An 18,080-nucleotide genomic window follows, 5' to 3' on the forward strand; every position below is an offset into this window, starting at 1 on the left:
AACCTTATAAATGAGTACAAATGTACCACAAAGCAATGATAATCAGGAAATTGATTTAGCACAGATTTCAAAAAGAATCGGCGGCTTTTTTGAATCGGTTAAAACTTTTGTTTTCAACGGGATTCAGTTTTTTGTCCGAAACTGGATTATTGTTTTAATTTTAATAGTGGCCGGGTTTGCTGTTGGGTTGTATTTCGATACTAAAAAAGCATACAGTAATGAAATCATCGTAACGCCCAATTTCGGAAGTGTTGATTATTTATATTCGAAAATTGATTTACTGGAATCAAAAATTATATCCGGGGATACTGTTTTTCTGAAAGAAATTGTAGGGATTAAAGAGCCTAAAAACCTGAATGAAATAAAAATAAAACCCATTACGGACGTCTATAATTTTGTTAAGAATAAACCGGAAAATTTCGAGCTCCTCAAGTTATTAGCCGAAGACGGGGATGTCAACAAAGTTATTGAAGAGAGTACAACAAGTAAAAATTACCCTTTTCAGAAAATAATTATTTATACGAAGAAAAAAGCCTCTGAAGAAAAACTTATAGCACCATTGTTTGCCTATTTGAATAATTCGGATTATTTCAAAAAAATTCAAAAGCAGGTTTATACCAATACAATTTCAAAAATTAGACAGAACGATTCCATAATTAATCAGATTGACGGTGTTTTGAGTAATTTTTCAAGTGCGACTAAATATTCGAACAGAAGTGATAAATTATTGTACAACAATGAAAATTCTCAGCTCAATGACATCATAAAAACCAAAGACGTGTTGTTGAGTGAGCAGGGAACCCATAGAATTGAGTTAATTGGATTTGATAAAATTATTAAGGAAAGCAGTGTCACGATGAATATTGAAGCCCCTAAATTTGTCAATGGAAATTTAAAACTTTTACTGCCGCTTGTATTTGTTTTGCTATTTGTATTTTTGAATGCTTTTAATTCTTTTTATAAAGGACAGCAGCGTAAAAAAGTTTCAGGTACTTTAAATTAGTAACAAAGTATAACTAATTGAAAAACAGTAAATTATTTAATAAAAGGAACAATTGTTTTTTTTCAAATTTACTAACAATGAATTATATAAACATTTTTATAATTTAATATTAAAAAAAATATATTTTTGCCAAAAAAATTACAAATGAAAACAAAATTAATTCTTTTAAATTTATTAGTTATAGTTTCTTTAATATCCTGTAAAAACAAAGAGGAAGAGAAAACTGTAGAAGAAGTTAAAGCAAATACATTTGATGTAATTGTAGATTTAGACATCAAAAAAGATGATGAATTAATACTTTTTTATAAAGATCCTTCCATTTCTTTTTTTGATGATAAAAATACCGTTTATTACGGAGTAAAGGGAAAAGATGAACCACAAACGATAATCTTTAGTGTTCCTGAGGGAATTTTACCAAATGATATTCGTTTTGATATCAGTTCCAAAAAAGATCAGGAGCCTGTTAAAATCAATTCTGTAACATTAAGTTTTGAAGGAAGAACGTTTAAAATAGAGCAAAAAGATTTATCAAAATATTTCACACCAAACGAATTTATAAAGTTTGATGACGCAACAGGAACAGCAACATTTGTTAAGGAAGGTGAAAGCTATGATCCGTATTTCTTAACTAAGCCGGCAATTTATCCTGAACTGGAAAAAGTCAGAGGCGCTAAAATGTAAATTCTTCCTAATCAATTATTAAGGCTATTTCATCTGATCATAGCCTTTTTTTATAACCTAAATTAAAATTTTGAAGCTAAAACTTTTTGATATATTTCAACAATATAAAAAACACAAAATTTTAGCTTCAAATTTTGTTTATCTTTCCGTACTGCAAGGTCTTAATTTAATTTTACCATTAATTACACTTCCTTATCTAATAAGAGTCCTCGGAGTTGAATATTTTGGTTTATTATCTTTTTCATTTGCCTTTATCACTTATTTTCAAATTATTACCGACTACGGCTTTAATGCCACCGGCACAAGAGATGTTTCAATGGTAATGGATAATGTGGAAAAGCAAAATGAAATTTTCAACCAGATTATGTCAGCCAAATTGCTTTTGATAGTATTGAGTTTTATCCTGATGATGGGAATTGTTTTTGCTTTTGAAATTTTCAGGACCTACTGGATCGTGTATTTATTTTCATTTGGCTCTATTCTTGGTCAGGCGATTTTTCCGGTTTGGTACTTTCAGGGAATTCAAAAAATGAAATATATTACGTATCTGAATTTAATAACGAAAATCACTTTTACAATTGCGCTTTTTATATTTATAAAACACAAGTCCGATTATTATCTTGTTCCGGTTTTTAATGCATTGGGCTTTATTTCTGCGGGAATTTTTTCATTGTTTTATCTCCGGAAAGATTTCAATATCAGGTTCCAGGTTCAATCTTTCAAAAAAATAAGAGAACAATTAAATAAGGGCAAATATGTTTTTTTATCAGAATTAAAAATCTCTTTATTTACCAATACCAATACCTTAATTTTAGGAATTATTGCAGGAAATCAGGCGGTAGGATTTTTTTCAGCAGCTGAAAAATTGGCACGAGCTATAGGAAATTTGCAGACACCAATTTCAAATACGCTTTTCCCCTACCTCTCCAAAGAGATGAGCGTGGATAAATACAGTACGATTCAAAAAATTCAAAAAATCACGAGGTATGGTGCTTTTTTATTTTCTGTACTTATTGTCATATGTTTCTTTTTTGCAGCACAAATTATAAAAATAATCTACGGAGCTGAAATGGTTCCGGCTGTACTTCTCTTTAAAATTTTAATACTCATACCATTGCTTTCCTTTTTAGACTCCATGTACGGAAAACAAATCCTTTTAAATTTAGGAAAAGATAATTTATATTTCCGCGTGATATTGTACGCTACAATTCTAAATTTGGGGATTAATGTATTGCTTACTTATTATTATAAAGAGTTAGGAACAGCCATTACACTCATTATCACTCAGATTGTAATAGTTATAGGAATGTGGTATTTTGCAAAAAGAGAGATTGACAGGATAGCCGAAAAGAGATACAAAAAATGAATTCAATTAAAGTCAGTGTAATCATTCCCGTTTATAATGGGGAAGCGTTTTTGCAAGATTGCCTAAAATCGCTCCTAAATCAGACGTTAATCGCATGCGAATTTATTTTTGTCAACGATGGATCTACAGACAATGGTCTGGGCATTATTGAGGAATACCAAAAAAAAGACGGTAGAATTATAATAATTAACCAGATTAATAAAGGGATCAGCGAGGCAAGAAATGCCGGAATTGCAGTGGCAAAAGGAGAATATATCGGGTTTTTAGACAATGATGATTTTGTAAAAGAGGATATGTTTGAGCGTTTGTATGAAACAGCTCAAAAAAATAATTTGGATATTGTCGTTTCCAAAACCATCTTAGGAAGAGACGGAAAATACATTATTAAAGATCCGGTTTTTGATGCAGGTGTTCTTTACGGGCAGCCATTTATTCAGGCTGAAATAATTCCGAATCTATTAAGAACCGAGGATTTATTTGCCGTTTGGAATAAAATTTATAAAAGAAGTTTTGTGGAGCTGAATAACATACATTTTCCTAAAAACAGAGTTATTGAAGAAGATAATATGTTTAATATACAGGCCTTCAATAAAGCGGAGAACGTTTTATTTATAGATTACGCAGGATATTATTACCGGGAAGTTGCGACCAGCAAATCCAGATTAACGATAGAAAATGATTATTTCTCTAAAGCGCTTGAAAAATATTATTTTGATTATAAAAAAGAATATAATCTTACCCTTACGGATAGCAAAATAGAGGAATTAAAAGCCGTACGATTCATTCAGAGGGTGTTTTACCTGGTCTATAAATGTGGGGTAACTAAAATTTCTTTCAAAGCGAAATTTAAATATGTAAAACAAATGGTATTTCATGCTAAAGTTTATGAAATAGCCAAAAAATACCAGCACGAAGTAATCGCTGACAAAGGAATATATGAGAAAATAGTTTTAAAAGTAATAATTAAAAAATCTCCGATGCTGCTGTTTTTTTTAATGCTGAGTATTCGGGTGGGGTATCATCCAATGATTTCTGAAACGATTAGAAAATTAAATAAATTAACCAAAAACAACTAAGTGCTTCAAAAAATTTATACAATTTTATTTTTTTTAGGTTTGTTCTTCTTTCCTTTTAATGAATACGAGGGTATTTCTGCCCTTGGTGAATTTAAAAGCGAATCGGGAGCGCTCTTTTTATTTGGTGGATTTTTATTTTTAGCAGCAGATACCTTTTATTCTAAAAAAATTATGATCCCTTATAAAAACATAATTTTTCAGTGTGTGATGTTGTTTTTGGCGTGGTGTATCATAACATTTATAGTAAACCTGGATACAATAAGTACTAATTATTTTAAACACACCACCGGAATAAACCGCTTTATAAGACAGTATTTTGCATTAATTATTTCAAGTTTCATATTCCTGATTTTATATATAAATGTTTTAGCAAAAATGGAAGTAAAGGAAATGCTTTTCAAGATCAGAAAAGTTTTTTTATACTCTTTAATTATTGCTTCCGTATATGGTTTTCTCGAAACTTTGGTAATTGTTTTTGGGTTTAGAATCTTTTATCCGGTCTTAAATCTGTTTGATTATTTTCCTTTTTCAGAAGTACATCTTCATCCTGAAGGAAGGATTTCTTCTGTTTCCTACGAGCCTCCTTTTCTTGCCATTTACTTAATAAGTATTGCCGGCTGGATGTTTAGCTATATTTTGACAAACAAAAAACCAACCAAATTTTTACCTGCCATTGCAGTATTACTCCTGACCTACTTTTCGGGATCAAGGACAGGATTAATTGTAATATTTTTTCAGTTGCTGATTTTTGCAATTTTTTTATACAAAGACATTCGATTTAAGACATATATAAAAAAAGCATTAATTGGTTTTGCTGTAATTTTTGCTGTGCTTTTAGCTTTTAACGGGGAAAAAGTAATAAAGTCCGTTGCGGCTAAAATGGAATCATTAGACTTTAAAAACAATCTGACTAAAAGTGTTTCCAATCAGTCCAGATTTGGAATACAGTATGCGTCGATACAGGTTTTTAAGGAAAACCCAGTCGCAGGAGTTGGATTTGGGCAACAAGCCTATCACAACAGGACCCATTATCCGGGTTGGGCAACAAAAAACAATTATGAGTTTAAATTGTATTACAAAAACAAGAAAGAAAAAACTTTTCCTCCCGGGTATAATTTATATACAAGATTACTGGCAGAAACAGGATTTGTTGGTTTTATGCTATTTCTTCTGTTGCTTTATTTTTCTCTGAGAGAAACAATAATTATTATGAAAAATACCCAGAATGAAGAAAAAATCCTGACTATAATTATTCTCATTACACTAATAGGATTATACATAAACTGGCTTCAGATTGATACGTTCCGAATGTACGTTGTCTGGTTATGTCTTGCTATTTTAATTCAATTAAGGTATAAACTAAAAGCATTGAAAAATGAACAATAATGCTGTCCTTCTAATCCCATATTATAATAATTCTGAAGGATTACTCCAATCATTGCGTTCTATCGATCCGGACGAAGAAATTGATGTCATAATTGTTGATGACGGAAGTATTTCGGATAAATTTGACGAAGATATCGTGCGGTCAAATTTTAAAGCGAAAGGAACGGTACTATTCGAATATTTAGAAAATAATAAAGGAATTGAAACGGCTTTAAATTCAGGATTAAAAACTAGTATTGAAAAAAAATACAAATACATCGCAAGATTAGATTGTGGAGACAGCTGTCTTGGAAAGAGGTTCGCTGTTCAAAAAGCATTTCTGGAAGAAAACCCGGAAATAAAAATTGTGGGATCAAATGTGTTGGCAGTCGACACAGATAATCATTTTTTATATTCGATTAATTTGCCCTTAAATGACAGGAATATAAAAAACAAAATGTATTTGAATTCGATGCTGATTCATCCTGCCGTGATGTTTTGTTCTGAAATTTTGGATAATGTTGGTTTATATCCTTTAAACCATAAATTCGCAGAAGATTATGCTTTTTTCTTTACGATTTCCCGGAAATACAAAATGGCAAATATTAAAGAGTATCTAACACAAATTGAAATCAATGCCAACGGGATTTCATTAAAAAGAAGAAAACAGCAGGTGAGAAGCAGAATTACAATTATAAAAAAACACTTCTATTTTGGTTTCTATCCAATTTACGGATTGCTTAGAAATTATGTACTCTTGTTCCTTCCTTACAATTTGATTTTGGCTGTAAAAAAAATTAGAAAATGAAGAATGTAATTAAACAGAATGCTTTTGACTATCTCATTTATATCTTGATTCTGACGCTGTTTTTTTCAAAAGCACTGCCCAATATTCTATTGGTGCTTTTATCCCTTTTATATCTGAAGGATCTCAACCTAAAAGACTATAAAAAGACATTTTCTGCCGGAACTATTTTATTTGTATTACTGTTATATCTCTTTTTTAAATCCCTTATTTATGGCAGTATCGTATATGATCTGAAAGTTTACAAGGGTATGCTGTTGCTTTTTTGGTTTTCACTTATCTTACGTAAAATTACAGATATTGAAAGGTTTAAGTTTTTCATCCTTTTGGGAATAAATGCCTGTATTGTTAGCTCTCTCTTTTTGATCGGAATGTTTTTTTATAAGAACCATACATTACCATTTGCAAATACCGCTGAGGTTAATAATTTATTACTTCTGGAGCGCCCCTATATTGGTTTTGTTGCCGTTTTAGGATTTCTATTGTCAGTAGAAAAAGCAGTTGTGAGCATAAAACAAAAATGGATTTACATACTAAACGCCATAGTACTACTGCTGTTTATTATATTGATTTCTGCCAGAATTTCCATTATTACAATATTTTGCATTGCTGTTGTTTATTTTCTTTTTTACTACAAAGTTCAATGGTATAAAAAAATACTGTTTACAGCATCGATCATCGTTTTATTTGGAATTATTGTGATGACGAACAAAAACATATCCGAAAGATTTTTTATCAAAAACAATATAGAAGAATCTCTAAAAGTAGCATCAGATTATGAACCAAGAATTGTGATTTGGAATTGCGCCAATAAGATGACAGCAAAAAAGGACTTTCTTCTATTATCGGGATTCAGCGGATACGAGACCATCACAAATAATTTCCTGGATTGTTATGCCACCACAATAGAAAACCAATCGAAAAAAGAATATTTTCTTTCGGAGAAATTCAACTCACACAATCAGTTTATAGATTTTTATCTAATTGGTGGTCTTTTGGGCCTCGTACTGTTTGTAAGCTTTTTCATAAAATTGTTTTATGAAGCAAAATCAAACTTTTTTGCAATTGCAATTGCAATATCATTTTTATTATTCTTTTTTGTAGAAAACATATTTTATAGACAGTTTGGATGTTATTTGTTCGCGATATTTATTCTAAATTTGGTTCCCCAAAAGAAAGTTAGTAATGCATAAAATTAAAGTTGCCCATATTCTTCATTCCGTAGGCGGTGTTGATGTTTCATTACGACAGATACTTCAAAATCTTGACCCTTCACATTTTGAATGTTTTGTGATTCATGGGGATACGGACATAAAAGAACAATTCAGAGATAAAAACGCTACAAGTATTGTCGATTATACCCTTCCGATATACAGATCAATATCATTGAAAAATGATTATCTCGCCATTGTAAGAGCTTTAAGAATCATTAGAAAAGAAAAACCGGATCTTATTCATTCTCATAGTACAAAAGGAGGAGTAATCGGAAGAGTTGTTGGATTTTTAACCGGCATAAAAGTACTTCATACGCCCCAGGCATTTTCGTACCTGAGTGCAGACAGCAAAGTAAAAAGATTTGTTTTTCTGACTGTCGAAAAAATACTTTCAAAAGGAAATTCAGTTTTACTCGCCTCTTCGGAGTCAGAATTAAACAGAGCCACAAAAGATGTTGGTTTTCCGGTAGCAAAAACGCTGCTTTTTAATAATGCAATTGAGCCAATTAAAAATATATCAGAACTTTCGATACCAAAAACATGGCCGGACGAGTATCTTTGTACCGTTGGCAGACCCTGTTATCAAAAAAACATAGAGGAGTTAATTCGTGTTTTATATGAAATCAATAAAACGCAAAAAATGCATCTGGTATTATTGGGAGTCGGACACCATGCAGACCAGTTAGAAGAAGTACAGGAATTAATTGCTAAGTTAGATTTAACAGAGAACGTAACGCTTTTAAACTGGACTTCACGTGAAGATGTTTTAAATATAATTAGTAAATCAAAATTATATTTGTCTGCAGCCAGATATGAAGGATTGCCTTATGCCATAATTGAAAGTTTAGCTTTATCGATACCGGGTGTAGTTTCGGACTGTGATGGAAACAAAGACTTGATTAAAGATGATTTTAACGGGTATACCGTGAAAGATAATAACACCATGAACTTTTGTGAAAAAATCATAACGTTGCTAAATGATGAAAATGCATACCATGAGTTTTCAAAAAATGCCAAAAAGACATTTGAGATGAATCATAATATTTTAGAAAAAATTAATGATTTAGAATTTATTTATAGAGACCAAATAAAGAGATACTATTTTTGAACAGCATAAAAAATAGATTTATTAGAAGTTAAAATAAATAATAAAGCAGAATGAAAAATTTTATACCCAGAATAATATCCGTATTCTTTTTATTAAGCAGCGTTCATTTCTACTGCCAGGAAAAGACGAATGACTGCAAAGAAATTTACGGAAAATGGAAGACATATTATATGCAACTTCCTTTCGGAATTGACTCAAAAGATAAATCTGAAACTTGGGTTTTCAATGAAAATGGAACGCTTACAGTTGATGAAAAAATGAGTAGATATACTTTAGATGAAGACTGTTCAAAATTTACTATTGAAGGGGATTTAAATTTCTTTTCAATAAAAATAACTGGGGATACTTTGTTTATGTCTAAAAGAGTTTTACCCCATGAATCATACATTTTTCGCTTAAAAAGAAATTGAATATGAAAAGATTTTAATTTTTTTTTATAACTCATTATTCCGTGAATAAAGTAGAATATGATTTTACTTTTCAAATCTGGATGTAGTAACATTAATTAATTTCACACAGTTTTTTTTCAGAATAGTTTTTATAATTTTCAAATCAGTTACATTTGCGAAGTATAAATAATTACTATGAAAAGAATACTTATTACCGGAGCAGCAGGATTTTTGGGATCGCATTTGTGTGACCGATTCATCAGGGAAGGCTATTATGTTATTGGGATGGATAATCTGATCACCGGAGATCTTAAAAATATTGAGCATTTATTCAAATTGGAAAACTTCGAATTTTACCACCATGATATTACAAAGTTTGTGCATGTCCCTGGTGATTTAGATTATATCTTGCATTTTGCTTCACCGGCAAGCCCTATTGATTATCTGAAGATACCAATTCAGACTTTAAAAGTGGGATCACTGGGAACACATAATTTATTAGGTCTGGCACGTGTTAAAAATGCCAGAATCCTCATTGCTTCTACCTCTGAAGTGTACGGAGATCCGTTGGTGCATCCGCAAACAGAGGAATATTACGGAAATGTAAACACAATTGGTCCGCGTGGTGTTTATGACGAAGCAAAACGCTTTCAGGAATCGATCACGATGGCCTACCATACTTTTCACGGAGTAGAAACCAGAATTGTCCGTATTTTTAATACCTACGGACCAAGAATGCGATTAAACGACGGGCGTGTTATTCCTGCATTTATTGGCCAGGCATTGCGTGGTGAAGATTTGACCATTTTTGGTGACGGAATGCAGACACGTTCCTTTTGTTATGTTGATGATCAGGTAGAAGGTATTTTCAGATTGTTGCACTCCGATTATGTGTATCCTGTAAATATTGGAAACCCGGACGAAATCACCATTAAGGATTTTGCAGAGGAAATCATAAAACTGACCGGAACCAATCAAAAGGTAGTCTATCATCCCTTACCGGTAAACGATCCTTTACAGCGTCAGCCCGATACTACAAAAGCAAAAGAATTATTAGGCTGGGAGGCAAAAGTAAATCGTGCCGAAGGAATGAAAATCACGTACGATTATTTCAGGTCACTTTCTAAAGAAGAACTTTCAAAAGAAGAACACAAAGACTTTTCAAGTTATATAAAATAATAACCTTTCACAGCTCGGATTTCGCAATCAAATCCGGGCTGATTATTTTTAGTGAAAGCAGAAATTTTTCAAAGCAATTATCATCAATGAACGAATTAGTTTCAATTATCATCCCAACTTATAATACGGAGAAGTTTATCGAATCGACTTTACAATCGGTTCAGGAACAAACGTATAAAAACTGGGAAATGATTCTGATAGATGATGCTTCAACAGATCAGACTGTTGCCATAATTGAGAGATATGCCAAAGAAGACGATAGAATAAAACTGTTTAAATTGTCGAAAAATTCCGGAAATGGTTTTGCCAGAAACGTAGCTTTAGAAAAAGCAACAGGAAAATACATTGCCTATCTCGATGCCGATGATCTGTGGTTTCCTGAAAAACTGGAAAAGCAAATACAGTTTCTAAAAGCAAATAATTTACCGTTTACCTTTAGTTTTTATGAGTGTATTGATGAAGAAGGGAAAGATTTAAACAGAAGGGTAGAAGCACCATTAGACCTGACGTACAAACAACTGTTTTTTTGCAATTACGTAGGGAATCTAACCGCAATTTACGATGCCGGCTATTTCGGTAAAATTATTTTACCGGCATCTCAAAAGAGACAGGACTGGCGATTGTGGCTTACGATTTTAAAACAGATTAAAACAACGAAACCCGTTCCCGAGCCTTTAGCCTTTTACAGAATCAGAAAAGATTCCATTTCGTCATCAAAATTCAAATTGATTAAACACAACTTTGGCGTTTATCGGGATTTCCACGGTTATAATTTTGTGTCTGCTGGTTTGCTGATGATTCGTTTTTTAATCACACAGCTGTTTATAAAACCGGGATATATAAAAAAGATTTAAATTATTTCTTATATCCGATTTTGACTCTTTCACTTTCGTTTTCCTTTTTATCGGTCAGCTCATCTAAATAAGAAAAAACCAATTCGATATTTTTATCGTGATTTTCCAGTTTCTTTTGAATCTGGAGAATGTCTACTTTGATTTCTGTGGTGTCCAGAAGCATTTGTCTCACTTTCGTGAAAATCCGCATAATCTGAATATTCGTCTGAATGGCTTTGTCGCTTTTCAATACACTTGACAACATTAAAATTCCATGTTCCGTAAAAACAAACGGTAAGTATTTTTGATGTGTACCACGTCCTTTCTTTAAGGTCGCAATTTGCGACCTTAAAGAATCATATTCATTTTCAGTGAGTTGAAACATAAAATCTTCAGGAAATCGGGACAAATTTCTTTTAACCTGCTCGTTTAATCTTTTAGTTTCAACCCCATAAAGCATTGCCAGATCACTGTCAAGCATTACTTTTTGATTGCGTATAAAGTATATTTTATCAGAAATTGTTTCTTCGGTAAGTAAAATTTGATCGTCCATAAGTTTTAAATAAAAAACAAATGTAAGATTTTATTTATATTATAAATAAGATTTAAATTGCTTTAATTTTCCTCGATTGCTTCTTTCCAAAACCATTTTTCGGGTAAAAATAAAGTTTAAATCAGGTTCAAGATACAAGGCAATCGCTTCGTTTATTTTTTGAATTTGATTAGAATCCAGCTCTTTAGCACTCACATATTCAATTTCAAATGTATCCAATTGAGTTTGTTTAATGATAAATTCTTTTACATTCCCATCATCTTCAATAATACTTTTGGTAACGTAATAGAAAGTCAGTCCGGGCGATTTTTTTCCGCTTGGTAAAAGGGCAACATCATTGGTTCTTCCGGTAAGTTTTTTCAGGATTGGTTTCTGAAGCGTGCTTTTTTCATCTAAAATCCCAATGTCGCCAATGTCATACCGGATAAATGGATTTGCCTTGTTGAATAAAGAAGTAATCACAATCCGGCCTTCTTTTCCGTACGGCAGCACCAGATCGTTTTCATCTAAAATTTCAACAAAAAGGGTTTCCGAATTCACCTGCCATTCGCCTTTAGGATTTTCGAAAGCGATTAAATCCAGTTCCGAAGCCCCGTATTCATTGATAATGGGAATCCCGAATTGTTTTTCCAGGAGTTTTTTATCTGATTCAAAAAGCATTTCCGAAGTCACAAAACAAGCTTTCAGGGTGGGACATATTTCTTTTAAAACAATATTTTTTTGCTCTAAAAACTTAGCAAATAAAACAATCGAACTCGTGTATCCGTTGAGGTAATCGAATCTTTTTGTTTTGAATTTCTGCAGAAACTTTTCCAGAACTTCGTCTGATAAATCGAAAACCGGGAATCGAAAACGGCCACCTAAAAAATCTTTAAAACGTTCTTTGTGATACCCGAAAAAATCCATTGGAATACCGTAAAAGCGTGCCTGATAGGAATGATTGAAATCAATTCCAAACCAGCCAAAACGCATAATATTCGAAGCCCAGGTTAAGGCGTGTGAATATTTATCTTTCGCAAAAACAAAAGGCGTTCCGCTTGATCCGGAAGTTTTGTTGACGTAGACATTTTTTGAGGTGTATCCTTTTGAAAGCCGCTCCTGCAATGGCTTTTGGAGGTTTTGTTTGTTTAAAACAGGCAGGTCTTCCCATTGCTGAACAATTTTACTTCCCGTTAATTCGTTATAAAAGGGATTGTTGTGCAAATGAAAATGAACAATTTCGTGTTTTTGTCTTTCAAGAAATTTTAAAAACTCTTCTTCCGAAAGACGCGTAATGGCTGCCAGATCAGCTTTTGCTTTCTGTATTGGAAAACCATTCAATTGAAGCGAAATGTCGAAAAGAGAAATCATTTGAGGGATAATTTTCATCAAAAATAATATTCTACAATTAGTATCGGTGCAGAATCGAGAACTTTTTAAGATTTAATTATTTTTTACGTACAAAAGCAATTATTTTTGCACCACAACTAAATACAACAACACATGACAATTTTATTATTGGGATCAGGCGGAAGAGAGCATGCATTTGCATGGAAAATGATTCAGAGTCCGCTTTGCGAAAAACTTTTTGTTGCACCAGGAAATGCAGGGACTGCCGGTATTGCCACCAATGTTGCAATGTCTCCAACCGATTTTGATGCGATAAAAGCATTTGTATTAAAAGAAAATGTAAAAATGGTTGTCGTTGGACCGGAAGATCCATTGGTAAAAGGTATTTACGATTATTTTAAAAACGACGAAAGTTTAAAAGATATTCCGGTTATTGGGCCGTCTAAATTAGGAGCACAATTAGAAGGAAGCAAAGAATTCGCAAAAGAATTCCTGATGAAACATAACATTCCAACTGCTGCTTATGACAGCTTTACTGCTGAAACAGTTGAAAAAGGATGTGACTTTTTAGAAACGCTGCAGCCGCCGTATGTTTTAAAAGCAGATGGTCTGGCAGCCGGAAAAGGAGTGCTGATTATTCAGGACCTTGAAGAAGCTAAAACAGAATTACGAAATATGCTGGTACACCAAAAGTTTGGCGCAGCGAGTTCAAAAGTAGTAATCGAAGAGTTTCTGGACGGAATCGAATTAAGCTGTTTTGTATTGACGGACGGGAAAAGCTATAAGATTCTACCAACCGCCAAAGATTACAAAAGAATTGGTGAAGGCGACACAGGACTAAATACAGGCGGAATGGGAGCTGTTTCCCCGGTTCCTTACGTGGATGCTGTTTTAATGGAAAAAATCGAAACACGCATCGTAAAACCAACAATCGAAGGTTTTCAGAAAGACGGCATCGAATATAAAGGATTTGTATTTATTGGTCTGATCAATGTAAAAAATGAGCCAATCGTTATTGAATACAATGTAAGAATGGGTGATCCGGAAACCGAAGTTGTTGTACCAAGGTTAAAATCTGATTTAGTAGAATTGTTTCAGGCTGTTGCAGATCAGAAATTAGATACTTTCGAATTAGAAGTTGATCCGAGAAGCGCCACAACAATTATGGTGGTTTCAGGCGGATATCCGGAAGATTTCGAAAAAGGAAAAGTAATTTCAGGTTTAGAAAACATTACAGATTCTATTGTTTTCCACGCGGGTACAAAATTAGAAGACGGAAATGTTTTAAGCAACGGAGGCCGTGTATTAACCATAACATCCTACGGAGACGACTTTCAACAAGCCATAAAAAAATCTTACCAAAACATAGATAAACTAAATTTTGATAAGATGTATTTTAGAAAAGATATTGGCTTCGACTTACTTTAAAAAAGAGTGCGCCGTAGTATCTTGGTTTTCTGTTCCTGCAGCATCAAAAATGCGTAATTGTTTAATCCAATATACGATTGCTGCAGAACAAATAATCATGAATATCCAGTTAATTGTGTTTGCACCAAACCAGGTAACTAGTTCTAAATGACGTAAAAAGTCAAGTGGAGCAAATAAAATGTTAACAAATAAGTATTGTATTCCTTCAAAAAAAGCTGTCATAATTTATAAAATTATATGTTATTTATTGTTTTGTAACGCATTGAAGATAAAATTCAATTGATAGAATCTTTTTTCAACTTGTTGGTTTTCCTTTTAAACAAGTATTATATTTACAATCACAAAAGTATAAAATATCCTTATGATAACAAGTGTTTTTAAAAAATCTACACCATTAAATTATTCATTGGTTGTAATTTTAATACTGGTTTTCTTTTTTCTCTTTCAAATTCAGGAACCATCATGGATGAGTTCTTCATTTTTGGCGTTTCAGAAAATTAGTCTTTTGTGTTTTGTTTTCGCTTCTTTTTTCCTGATTAATTTCATCGTAAAAAAGAACGGACTCAGCAAAGACAATGGTTATACGATCTTTTTCTACTTATTGTTTTTATTGTTTTTTCCCACGATATTCAATGATCCGAATGTAATATATGCTAACTTTTTTCTTTTACTGGCACTTCGACGACTGATTTCCTTACAGTCTCTCAAAGCCTCAAAGGAAAAAATATTCGACGCTTCTTTTTGGATTTTAGTAGCTTCTTTATTTCAATTTTGGTGCATCCTTTTCCTGATATTGGTTTTTATATCCATTATTTTTCACGTTTCCCGCGATTACAGGAACTGGGTCCTGCCGTTTATCGCCCTTCTGGCCGTTGCTGTGATCTTTTTATTAATATCCTTAATTTTCCATATTGATGCCATTGAATTTTTTGAGAAACGTGCAGTAGTCGATTTTAGGCTGGATTATTTTAAGAACAATTACGAGAATGGAGCCCTTTCCATATATACAGCGATTGCTTTGTTTTTTGTATTTTCAATCTTAAGTACTTTTTCAAACAGGCCGCAAATTGTTCATTCCTCCTACAAAAAAGTGGTTGCCTGTTTTTTTATTGCCGTTATTGTTTTTATTGTTTCACCGAATAAAAGCAATGATTTATTACTGTTTAGTATCGCACCATTAACCATTATGGCATCAAGCCATATAGAATATATGCAGCAAAAATTAAACAACGAAATTGTATTTTATGTACTGATTGCATGTAGTTTATTTACCTTTTTCTCACAGCTATAATTTACTTCCGTAAGCAAGATCACCTGCATCTCCAAGGCCCGGAACAATGTAATTCTTCTCATTAAGTTTTTCGTCTAAAGAAGCAACCCATAAATGACAATTTTCGGGAAGGTGCTTTTCGAGATGAGCAATTCCCTCCGGTGCGGCAATAACGACCACAATATGAATTTCGTTTGGCGTTGCATTTTCAATCAGTTTTTCGTGAACAGCAACAATAGACTGACCCGTTGCCAGCATGGGATCAAGAAGCAAAACCGTTTTATTGTTCAGGTTCGAAAGCGCCTGATATTCAACCAGAATTTCAAACGAATCATCATTATTCGGATGATGCCTGCAAGCCGAAACAAAGCTGTTTTCTGCATGATCAAAATAATTTAAAAACCCATTATGCAGTGGTAATCCGGCTCGCAGAATAGAACATAAAACCAAATCTTCACTTATTTCGGTTGTTTTCTTGATGCCCAGCGGCGTCTGAATTTCAACATTTTTATACGATAAGTTTTTGCTCAGTTCATAAGCCATTATTTCGCCAATCCGTTCTATATTTCTTCGGAAACGCATACTGTCGTTCTGAACATTTATATTTCGAATCTGACCTAAAAAATGGTTGAGCACACTGTTGTCTTCAGAGATATAATGAATTTTCATATTGAATTTTTAGAATTGTTTGGGAGTAATCTTTATTAATAACGAAAAATTAAACGTTTTTTTCGCACTATAAAAGTATAAAAAGTATCTTTGTATCTCTAAAAAATAAAGACATGTTTTCAAAATTAGCATATTCGGTTTTCGAACAAAGCATCAAAGATTATCATCAGTTTGATAATGTTGATCAACCTATAAGCAACCCTTTTCCAAAAGATAAATTTGAACATTTATTGTATTTAAAAAACTGGATTGACACTGTTCAATGGCATTTTGAAGATATTATCCGTGACCCGCAGATTGATCCGGTAGCCGCTTTAACGCTTAAAAGAAGAATTGATGCCTCCAATCAGGAACGTACAGATATGGTAGAATATATCGACAGTTACTTCCTGCAAAAATACAGTGATGTAAAAGTAAAAGATGGTGCAAAAATCAATTCTGAAAGTCCGGCCTGGGCTTTTGACAGATTGTCTATTCTGGCTTTAAAAATTTATCACATGCATGAAGAAGCCACCCGTGCAGAGGCCTCACAAGAACATAGAGATAAATGTCAGGAAAAATTAAATATCCTTTTAGAGCAAAGAAGTGATTTGTCTACCGCAATTGATGACTTGCTTGCTGATATTGAAAATGGAGATAAATTCATGAAAGTGTACAAACAAATGAAAATGTACAATGATGATGAATTGAACCCTGTTTTATACCAAAACAAAAAATAGTTTGACAGCAAAATTGCCTAAGACGATTCAACATATAGCCGTCATGAGACTTTCCGCAATGGGAGATGTCGCCATGACGGTTCCTGTTTTACGCGCTTTTGTAAAACAGTATCCAACGGTGAAACTTACCGTAATTTCACGTCCTTTTTTTAAACCTTTTTTTGAAGGAATACCAAATCTTGAGTTTTTTGCTTTTGATGAAAAAAAGCGTCACAAAGGTTTTTTCGGACTTTTGAGATTATTCAGGGACATAAAAAAACTCAAAGTCGATGCTTTTGCGGATTTACACAATGTCCTGAGATCTAAAGTAGTGAGTTTGCTTTTCGCCTTAAGCGGAAAAAAAAGAGCCACAGTGGATAAAGGCCGTGAAGGAAAAAAAGAACTAACCCGTGCAGAAAATAAAATTTTCAAACAATTGCCAACCATGTTCGAAAGGCATGCAAAAGTATTTGAAGAAATTGGTTTTCCTGTAAATTTATCGCATCCTGAATTTCCAAAAAAAGCAGTTTTAAGCGCAGAAATAACGGATGTAGTTGGAGAAAACTATCAAAAACTAATCGGAATTGCGCCCTTTGCGCAATATGATTCTAAAGTATATCCTTTAGATTTAATGCAGGAAGTAATTGCAAAACTGGCCGAAAACAAAGATCACACCATTTTGCTTTTCGGAGGAGGAAAAAAAGAAATTGAAATCCTGGATTCGTTTTCGGAGCCGTTTAAAAATGTAATAAATGTTGCGGGGAAAATTAAATTCCAACAGGAATTAAAACTGATCAGCAATCTCCAGGTAATGCTTTCCATGGATTCCGGAAATGCTCACATTGCTGCAATGCTGGGTGTTAAAGTAATTACACTTTGGGGTGCCACGCATCCTTACGCCGGATTTTTACCCTTTAATCAAAATCCTGAAAATGCTTTGGTTTCAGATAGAAATGTGTATCCAAAACTACCCACCTCTGTTTATGGAAATAAAGTAACAGAAGGGTATGAAGAAGCAATGAGAACAATTTCTCCCAAGAAAATAGTGAAGAAGATTCAAAATTTACTTTAAATTCCAATAAAAAAAATCCAAATCCCAATCTAAGTTGGAATT

19 protein-coding genes are annotated in these 18,080 nt (G+C 32.9%); 15 read left to right on the plus strand and 4 right to left on the minus strand.

The window, feature by feature from the left end; all coding sequences use genetic code 11:
- The first annotated feature begins 10 nt into the window (after positions 1 to 10).
- The 11 genes from D0817_RS09035 (at position 11) to D0817_RS09085 (ending at position 11,040) form a co-directional block, all read left to right on the plus strand.
- On the plus strand, positions 11 to 1,003 hold the full coding sequence (locus tag D0817_RS09035; protein WP_127338076.1) for a hypothetical protein: 993 nt from the start codon (positions 11 to 13) through the stop codon (positions 1,001 to 1,003).
- Positions 1,004 to 1,147: 144 nt separating this feature from the next.
- The gene (locus D0817_RS09040) at positions 1,148 to 1,684 is read left to right on the plus strand and encodes a hypothetical protein (protein ID WP_127338077.1); all 537 of its coding nucleotides are present in this window, start codon (positions 1,148 to 1,150) and stop codon (positions 1,682 to 1,684) included.
- Between the two features lie 70 nt (positions 1,685 to 1,754).
- Entirely contained in the window at positions 1,755 to 3,050 is a 1,296-nt protein-coding gene (locus tag D0817_RS09045; RefSeq protein WP_127338078.1) for a flippase, read from the plus strand.
- Complete coding sequence (locus tag D0817_RS09050; protein ID WP_127338079.1) at positions 3,047 to 4,126, plus strand: glycosyltransferase; 1,080 nt, start codon at positions 3,047 to 3,049, stop codon at positions 4,124 to 4,126. The genes D0817_RS09045 and D0817_RS09050 overlap by 4 nt, the downstream gene beginning before the upstream one ends.
- Before the next feature lie 375 nt (positions 4,127 to 4,501).
- Positions 4,502 to 5,512 (plus strand): O-antigen ligase family protein, encoded by a 1,011-nt coding sequence (locus D0817_RS09055; protein WP_161568422.1) that lies wholly within the window; start codon positions 4,502 to 4,504, stop codon positions 5,510 to 5,512.
- Complete coding sequence (locus D0817_RS09060) at positions 5,502 to 6,299, plus strand: glycosyltransferase (RefSeq protein ID WP_127338081.1); 798 nt, start codon at positions 5,502 to 5,504, stop codon at positions 6,297 to 6,299. The genes D0817_RS09055 and D0817_RS09060 overlap by 11 nt, the downstream gene beginning before the upstream one ends.
- Positions 6,296 to 7,489 (plus strand): O-antigen ligase family protein, encoded by a 1,194-nt coding sequence (locus D0817_RS09065; protein ID WP_127338082.1) that lies wholly within the window; start codon positions 6,296 to 6,298, stop codon positions 7,487 to 7,489. The genes D0817_RS09060 and D0817_RS09065 overlap by 4 nt, the downstream gene beginning before the upstream one ends.
- Positions 7,482 to 8,618 carry a glycosyltransferase gene (locus D0817_RS09070; RefSeq protein WP_127338083.1) on the plus strand — a complete coding sequence of 379 codons (1,137 nt, stop codon included), beginning with the start codon at positions 7,482 to 7,484 and terminating at the stop codon, positions 8,616 to 8,618. The genes D0817_RS09065 and D0817_RS09070 overlap by 8 nt, the downstream gene beginning before the upstream one ends.
- A 50-nt stretch (positions 8,619 to 8,668) precedes the next feature.
- Positions 8,669 to 9,028, plus strand: coding sequence for a hypothetical protein (locus tag D0817_RS09075; protein ID WP_127338084.1), 360 nt, complete (start codon positions 8,669 to 8,671; stop codon positions 9,026 to 9,028).
- Positions 9,029 to 9,202: 174 nt separating this feature from the next.
- Positions 9,203 to 10,186 carry a UDP-glucuronic acid decarboxylase family protein gene (locus D0817_RS09080; protein ID WP_127338085.1) on the plus strand — a complete coding sequence of 328 codons (984 nt, stop codon included), beginning with the start codon at positions 9,203 to 9,205 and terminating at the stop codon, positions 10,184 to 10,186.
- An 86-nt stretch (positions 10,187 to 10,272) separates the two neighbouring features.
- Positions 10,273 to 11,040, plus strand: a complete 768-nt coding sequence (locus D0817_RS09085; RefSeq protein WP_127338086.1) for a glycosyltransferase family 2 protein — start codon at positions 10,273 to 10,275, stop codon at positions 11,038 to 11,040.
- 1 nt (position 11,041) lies between these two features.
- Here D0817_RS09085 and D0817_RS09090 read toward each other — a convergent pair whose 3' ends face one another.
- Both D0817_RS09090 and D0817_RS09095 read right to left on the minus strand, forming a co-directional pair.
- Positions 11,042 to 11,572 carry an ORF6N domain-containing protein gene (locus D0817_RS09090; RefSeq protein WP_127338087.1) on the minus strand — a complete coding sequence of 177 codons (531 nt, stop codon included), beginning with the start codon at positions 11,570 to 11,572 and terminating at the stop codon, positions 11,042 to 11,044.
- 39 nt (positions 11,573 to 11,611) lie between these two features.
- Positions 11,612 to 12,922: a phenylacetate--CoA ligase family protein gene (locus D0817_RS09095; protein ID WP_127338287.1), complete on the minus strand. Its 1,311-nt coding sequence runs from the start codon at positions 12,920 to 12,922 to the stop codon at positions 11,612 to 11,614.
- A gap of 132 nt (positions 12,923 to 13,054) precedes the next feature.
- On the opposite strand from D0817_RS09095, the gene purD reads away from it, so the two are divergent.
- A complete protein-coding gene (gene purD / locus D0817_RS09100; protein ID WP_127338088.1) occupies positions 13,055 to 14,329 on the plus strand; it encodes a phosphoribosylamine--glycine ligase in 1,275 nt (424 codons plus the stop codon).
- Here purD and D0817_RS09105 read toward each other — a convergent pair.
- Positions 14,321 to 14,551 carry a DUF6341 family protein gene (locus tag D0817_RS09105; protein WP_127338089.1) on the minus strand — a complete coding sequence of 77 codons (231 nt, stop codon included), beginning with the start codon at positions 14,549 to 14,551 and terminating at the stop codon, positions 14,321 to 14,323. The genes purD and D0817_RS09105 overlap by 9 nt on opposite strands.
- Before the next feature lie 139 nt (positions 14,552 to 14,690).
- Here D0817_RS09105 and D0817_RS09110 point away from each other — a divergent pair, with 139 nt between their 5' ends.
- Positions 14,691 to 15,620 (plus strand): DUF6427 family protein, encoded by a 930-nt coding sequence (locus D0817_RS09110; RefSeq protein WP_127338090.1) that lies wholly within the window; start codon positions 14,691 to 14,693, stop codon positions 15,618 to 15,620.
- Here the strand turns inward: D0817_RS09110 and upp are convergent.
- Positions 15,615 to 16,268 carry a uracil phosphoribosyltransferase gene (gene upp / locus D0817_RS09115; protein WP_127338091.1) on the minus strand — a complete coding sequence of 218 codons (654 nt, stop codon included), beginning with the start codon at positions 16,266 to 16,268 and terminating at the stop codon, positions 15,615 to 15,617. The genes D0817_RS09110 and upp overlap by 6 nt on opposite strands.
- A 113-nt stretch (positions 16,269 to 16,381) precedes the next feature.
- On the opposite strand from upp, the gene D0817_RS09120 reads away from it, so the two are divergent.
- Complete coding sequence (locus D0817_RS09120; RefSeq protein WP_127338092.1) at positions 16,382 to 16,987, plus strand: DUF4254 domain-containing protein; 606 nt, start codon at positions 16,382 to 16,384, stop codon at positions 16,985 to 16,987.
- Between the two features lie 43 nt (positions 16,988 to 17,030).
- Positions 17,031 to 18,038 carry a glycosyltransferase family 9 protein gene (locus tag D0817_RS09125; RefSeq protein ID WP_127338093.1) on the plus strand — a complete coding sequence of 336 codons (1,008 nt, stop codon included), beginning with the start codon at positions 17,031 to 17,033 and terminating at the stop codon, positions 18,036 to 18,038.
- Positions 18,039 to 18,080 lie beyond the last annotated feature (42 nt).

The organism is Flavobacterium cupreum, from assembly GCF_003996965.1.
GTDB lineage: Bacteria > Bacteroidota > Bacteroidia > Flavobacteriales > Flavobacteriaceae > Flavobacterium > Flavobacterium cupreum.

What these genes read in the sequence shown, in the direction of transcription:
- D0817_RS09035 (WP_127338076.1), top strand. Translation starts at nt 11, where the DNA reads ATGAGTACAAATGTACCACAAAGCAATGATAATCAGGAAATTGATTTA.
- D0817_RS09040 (WP_127338077.1), top strand. Translation starts at nt 1,148, where the DNA reads ATGAAAACAAAATTAATTCTTTTAAATTTATTAGTTATAGTTTCTTTA.
- D0817_RS09050 (WP_127338079.1), top strand. Translation starts at nt 3,047, where the DNA reads ATGAATTCAATTAAAGTCAGTGTAATCATTCCCGTTTATAATGGGGAA.
- D0817_RS09055 (WP_161568422.1), top strand. Translation starts at nt 4,502, where the DNA reads ATGGAAGTAAAGGAAATGCTTTTCAAGATCAGAAAAGTTTTTTTATAC.
- D0817_RS09060 (WP_127338081.1), top strand. Translation starts at nt 5,502, where the DNA reads ATGAACAATAATGCTGTCCTTCTAATCCCATATTATAATAATTCTGAA.
- D0817_RS09065 (WP_127338082.1), top strand. Translation starts at nt 6,296, where the DNA reads ATGAAGAATGTAATTAAACAGAATGCTTTTGACTATCTCATTTATATC.
- D0817_RS09070 (WP_127338083.1), top strand. Translation starts at nt 7,482, where the DNA reads ATGCATAAAATTAAAGTTGCCCATATTCTTCATTCCGTAGGCGGTGTT.
- D0817_RS09075 (WP_127338084.1), top strand. Translation starts at nt 8,669, where the DNA reads ATGAAAAATTTTATACCCAGAATAATATCCGTATTCTTTTTATTAAGC.
- D0817_RS09080 (WP_127338085.1), top strand. Translation starts at nt 9,203, where the DNA reads ATGAAAAGAATACTTATTACCGGAGCAGCAGGATTTTTGGGATCGCAT.
- D0817_RS09085 (WP_127338086.1), top strand. Translation starts at nt 10,273, where the DNA reads ATGAACGAATTAGTTTCAATTATCATCCCAACTTATAATACGGAGAAG.
- D0817_RS09090 (WP_127338087.1), bottom strand. Translation starts at nt 11,572, where the DNA reads ATGGACGATCAAATTTTACTTACCGAAGAAACAATTTCTGATAAAATA.
- D0817_RS09095 (WP_127338287.1), bottom strand. Translation starts at nt 12,922, where the DNA reads ATGATTTCTCTTTTCGACATTTCGCTTCAATTGAATGGTTTTCCAATA.
- purD (WP_127338088.1), top strand. Translation starts at nt 13,055, where the DNA reads ATGACAATTTTATTATTGGGATCAGGCGGAAGAGAGCATGCATTTGCA.
- D0817_RS09105 (WP_127338089.1), bottom strand. Translation starts at nt 14,551, where the DNA reads ATGACAGCTTTTTTTGAAGGAATACAATACTTATTTGTTAACATTTTA.
- D0817_RS09110 (WP_127338090.1), top strand. Translation starts at nt 14,691, where the DNA reads ATGATAACAAGTGTTTTTAAAAAATCTACACCATTAAATTATTCATTG.
- upp (WP_127338091.1), bottom strand. Translation starts at nt 16,268, where the DNA reads ATGAAAATTCATTATATCTCTGAAGACAACAGTGTGCTCAACCATTTT.
- D0817_RS09120 (WP_127338092.1), top strand. Translation starts at nt 16,382, where the DNA reads ATGTTTTCAAAATTAGCATATTCGGTTTTCGAACAAAGCATCAAAGAT.
- D0817_RS09125 (WP_127338093.1), top strand. Translation starts at nt 17,031, where the DNA reads ATGAGACTTTCCGCAATGGGAGATGTCGCCATGACGGTTCCTGTTTTA.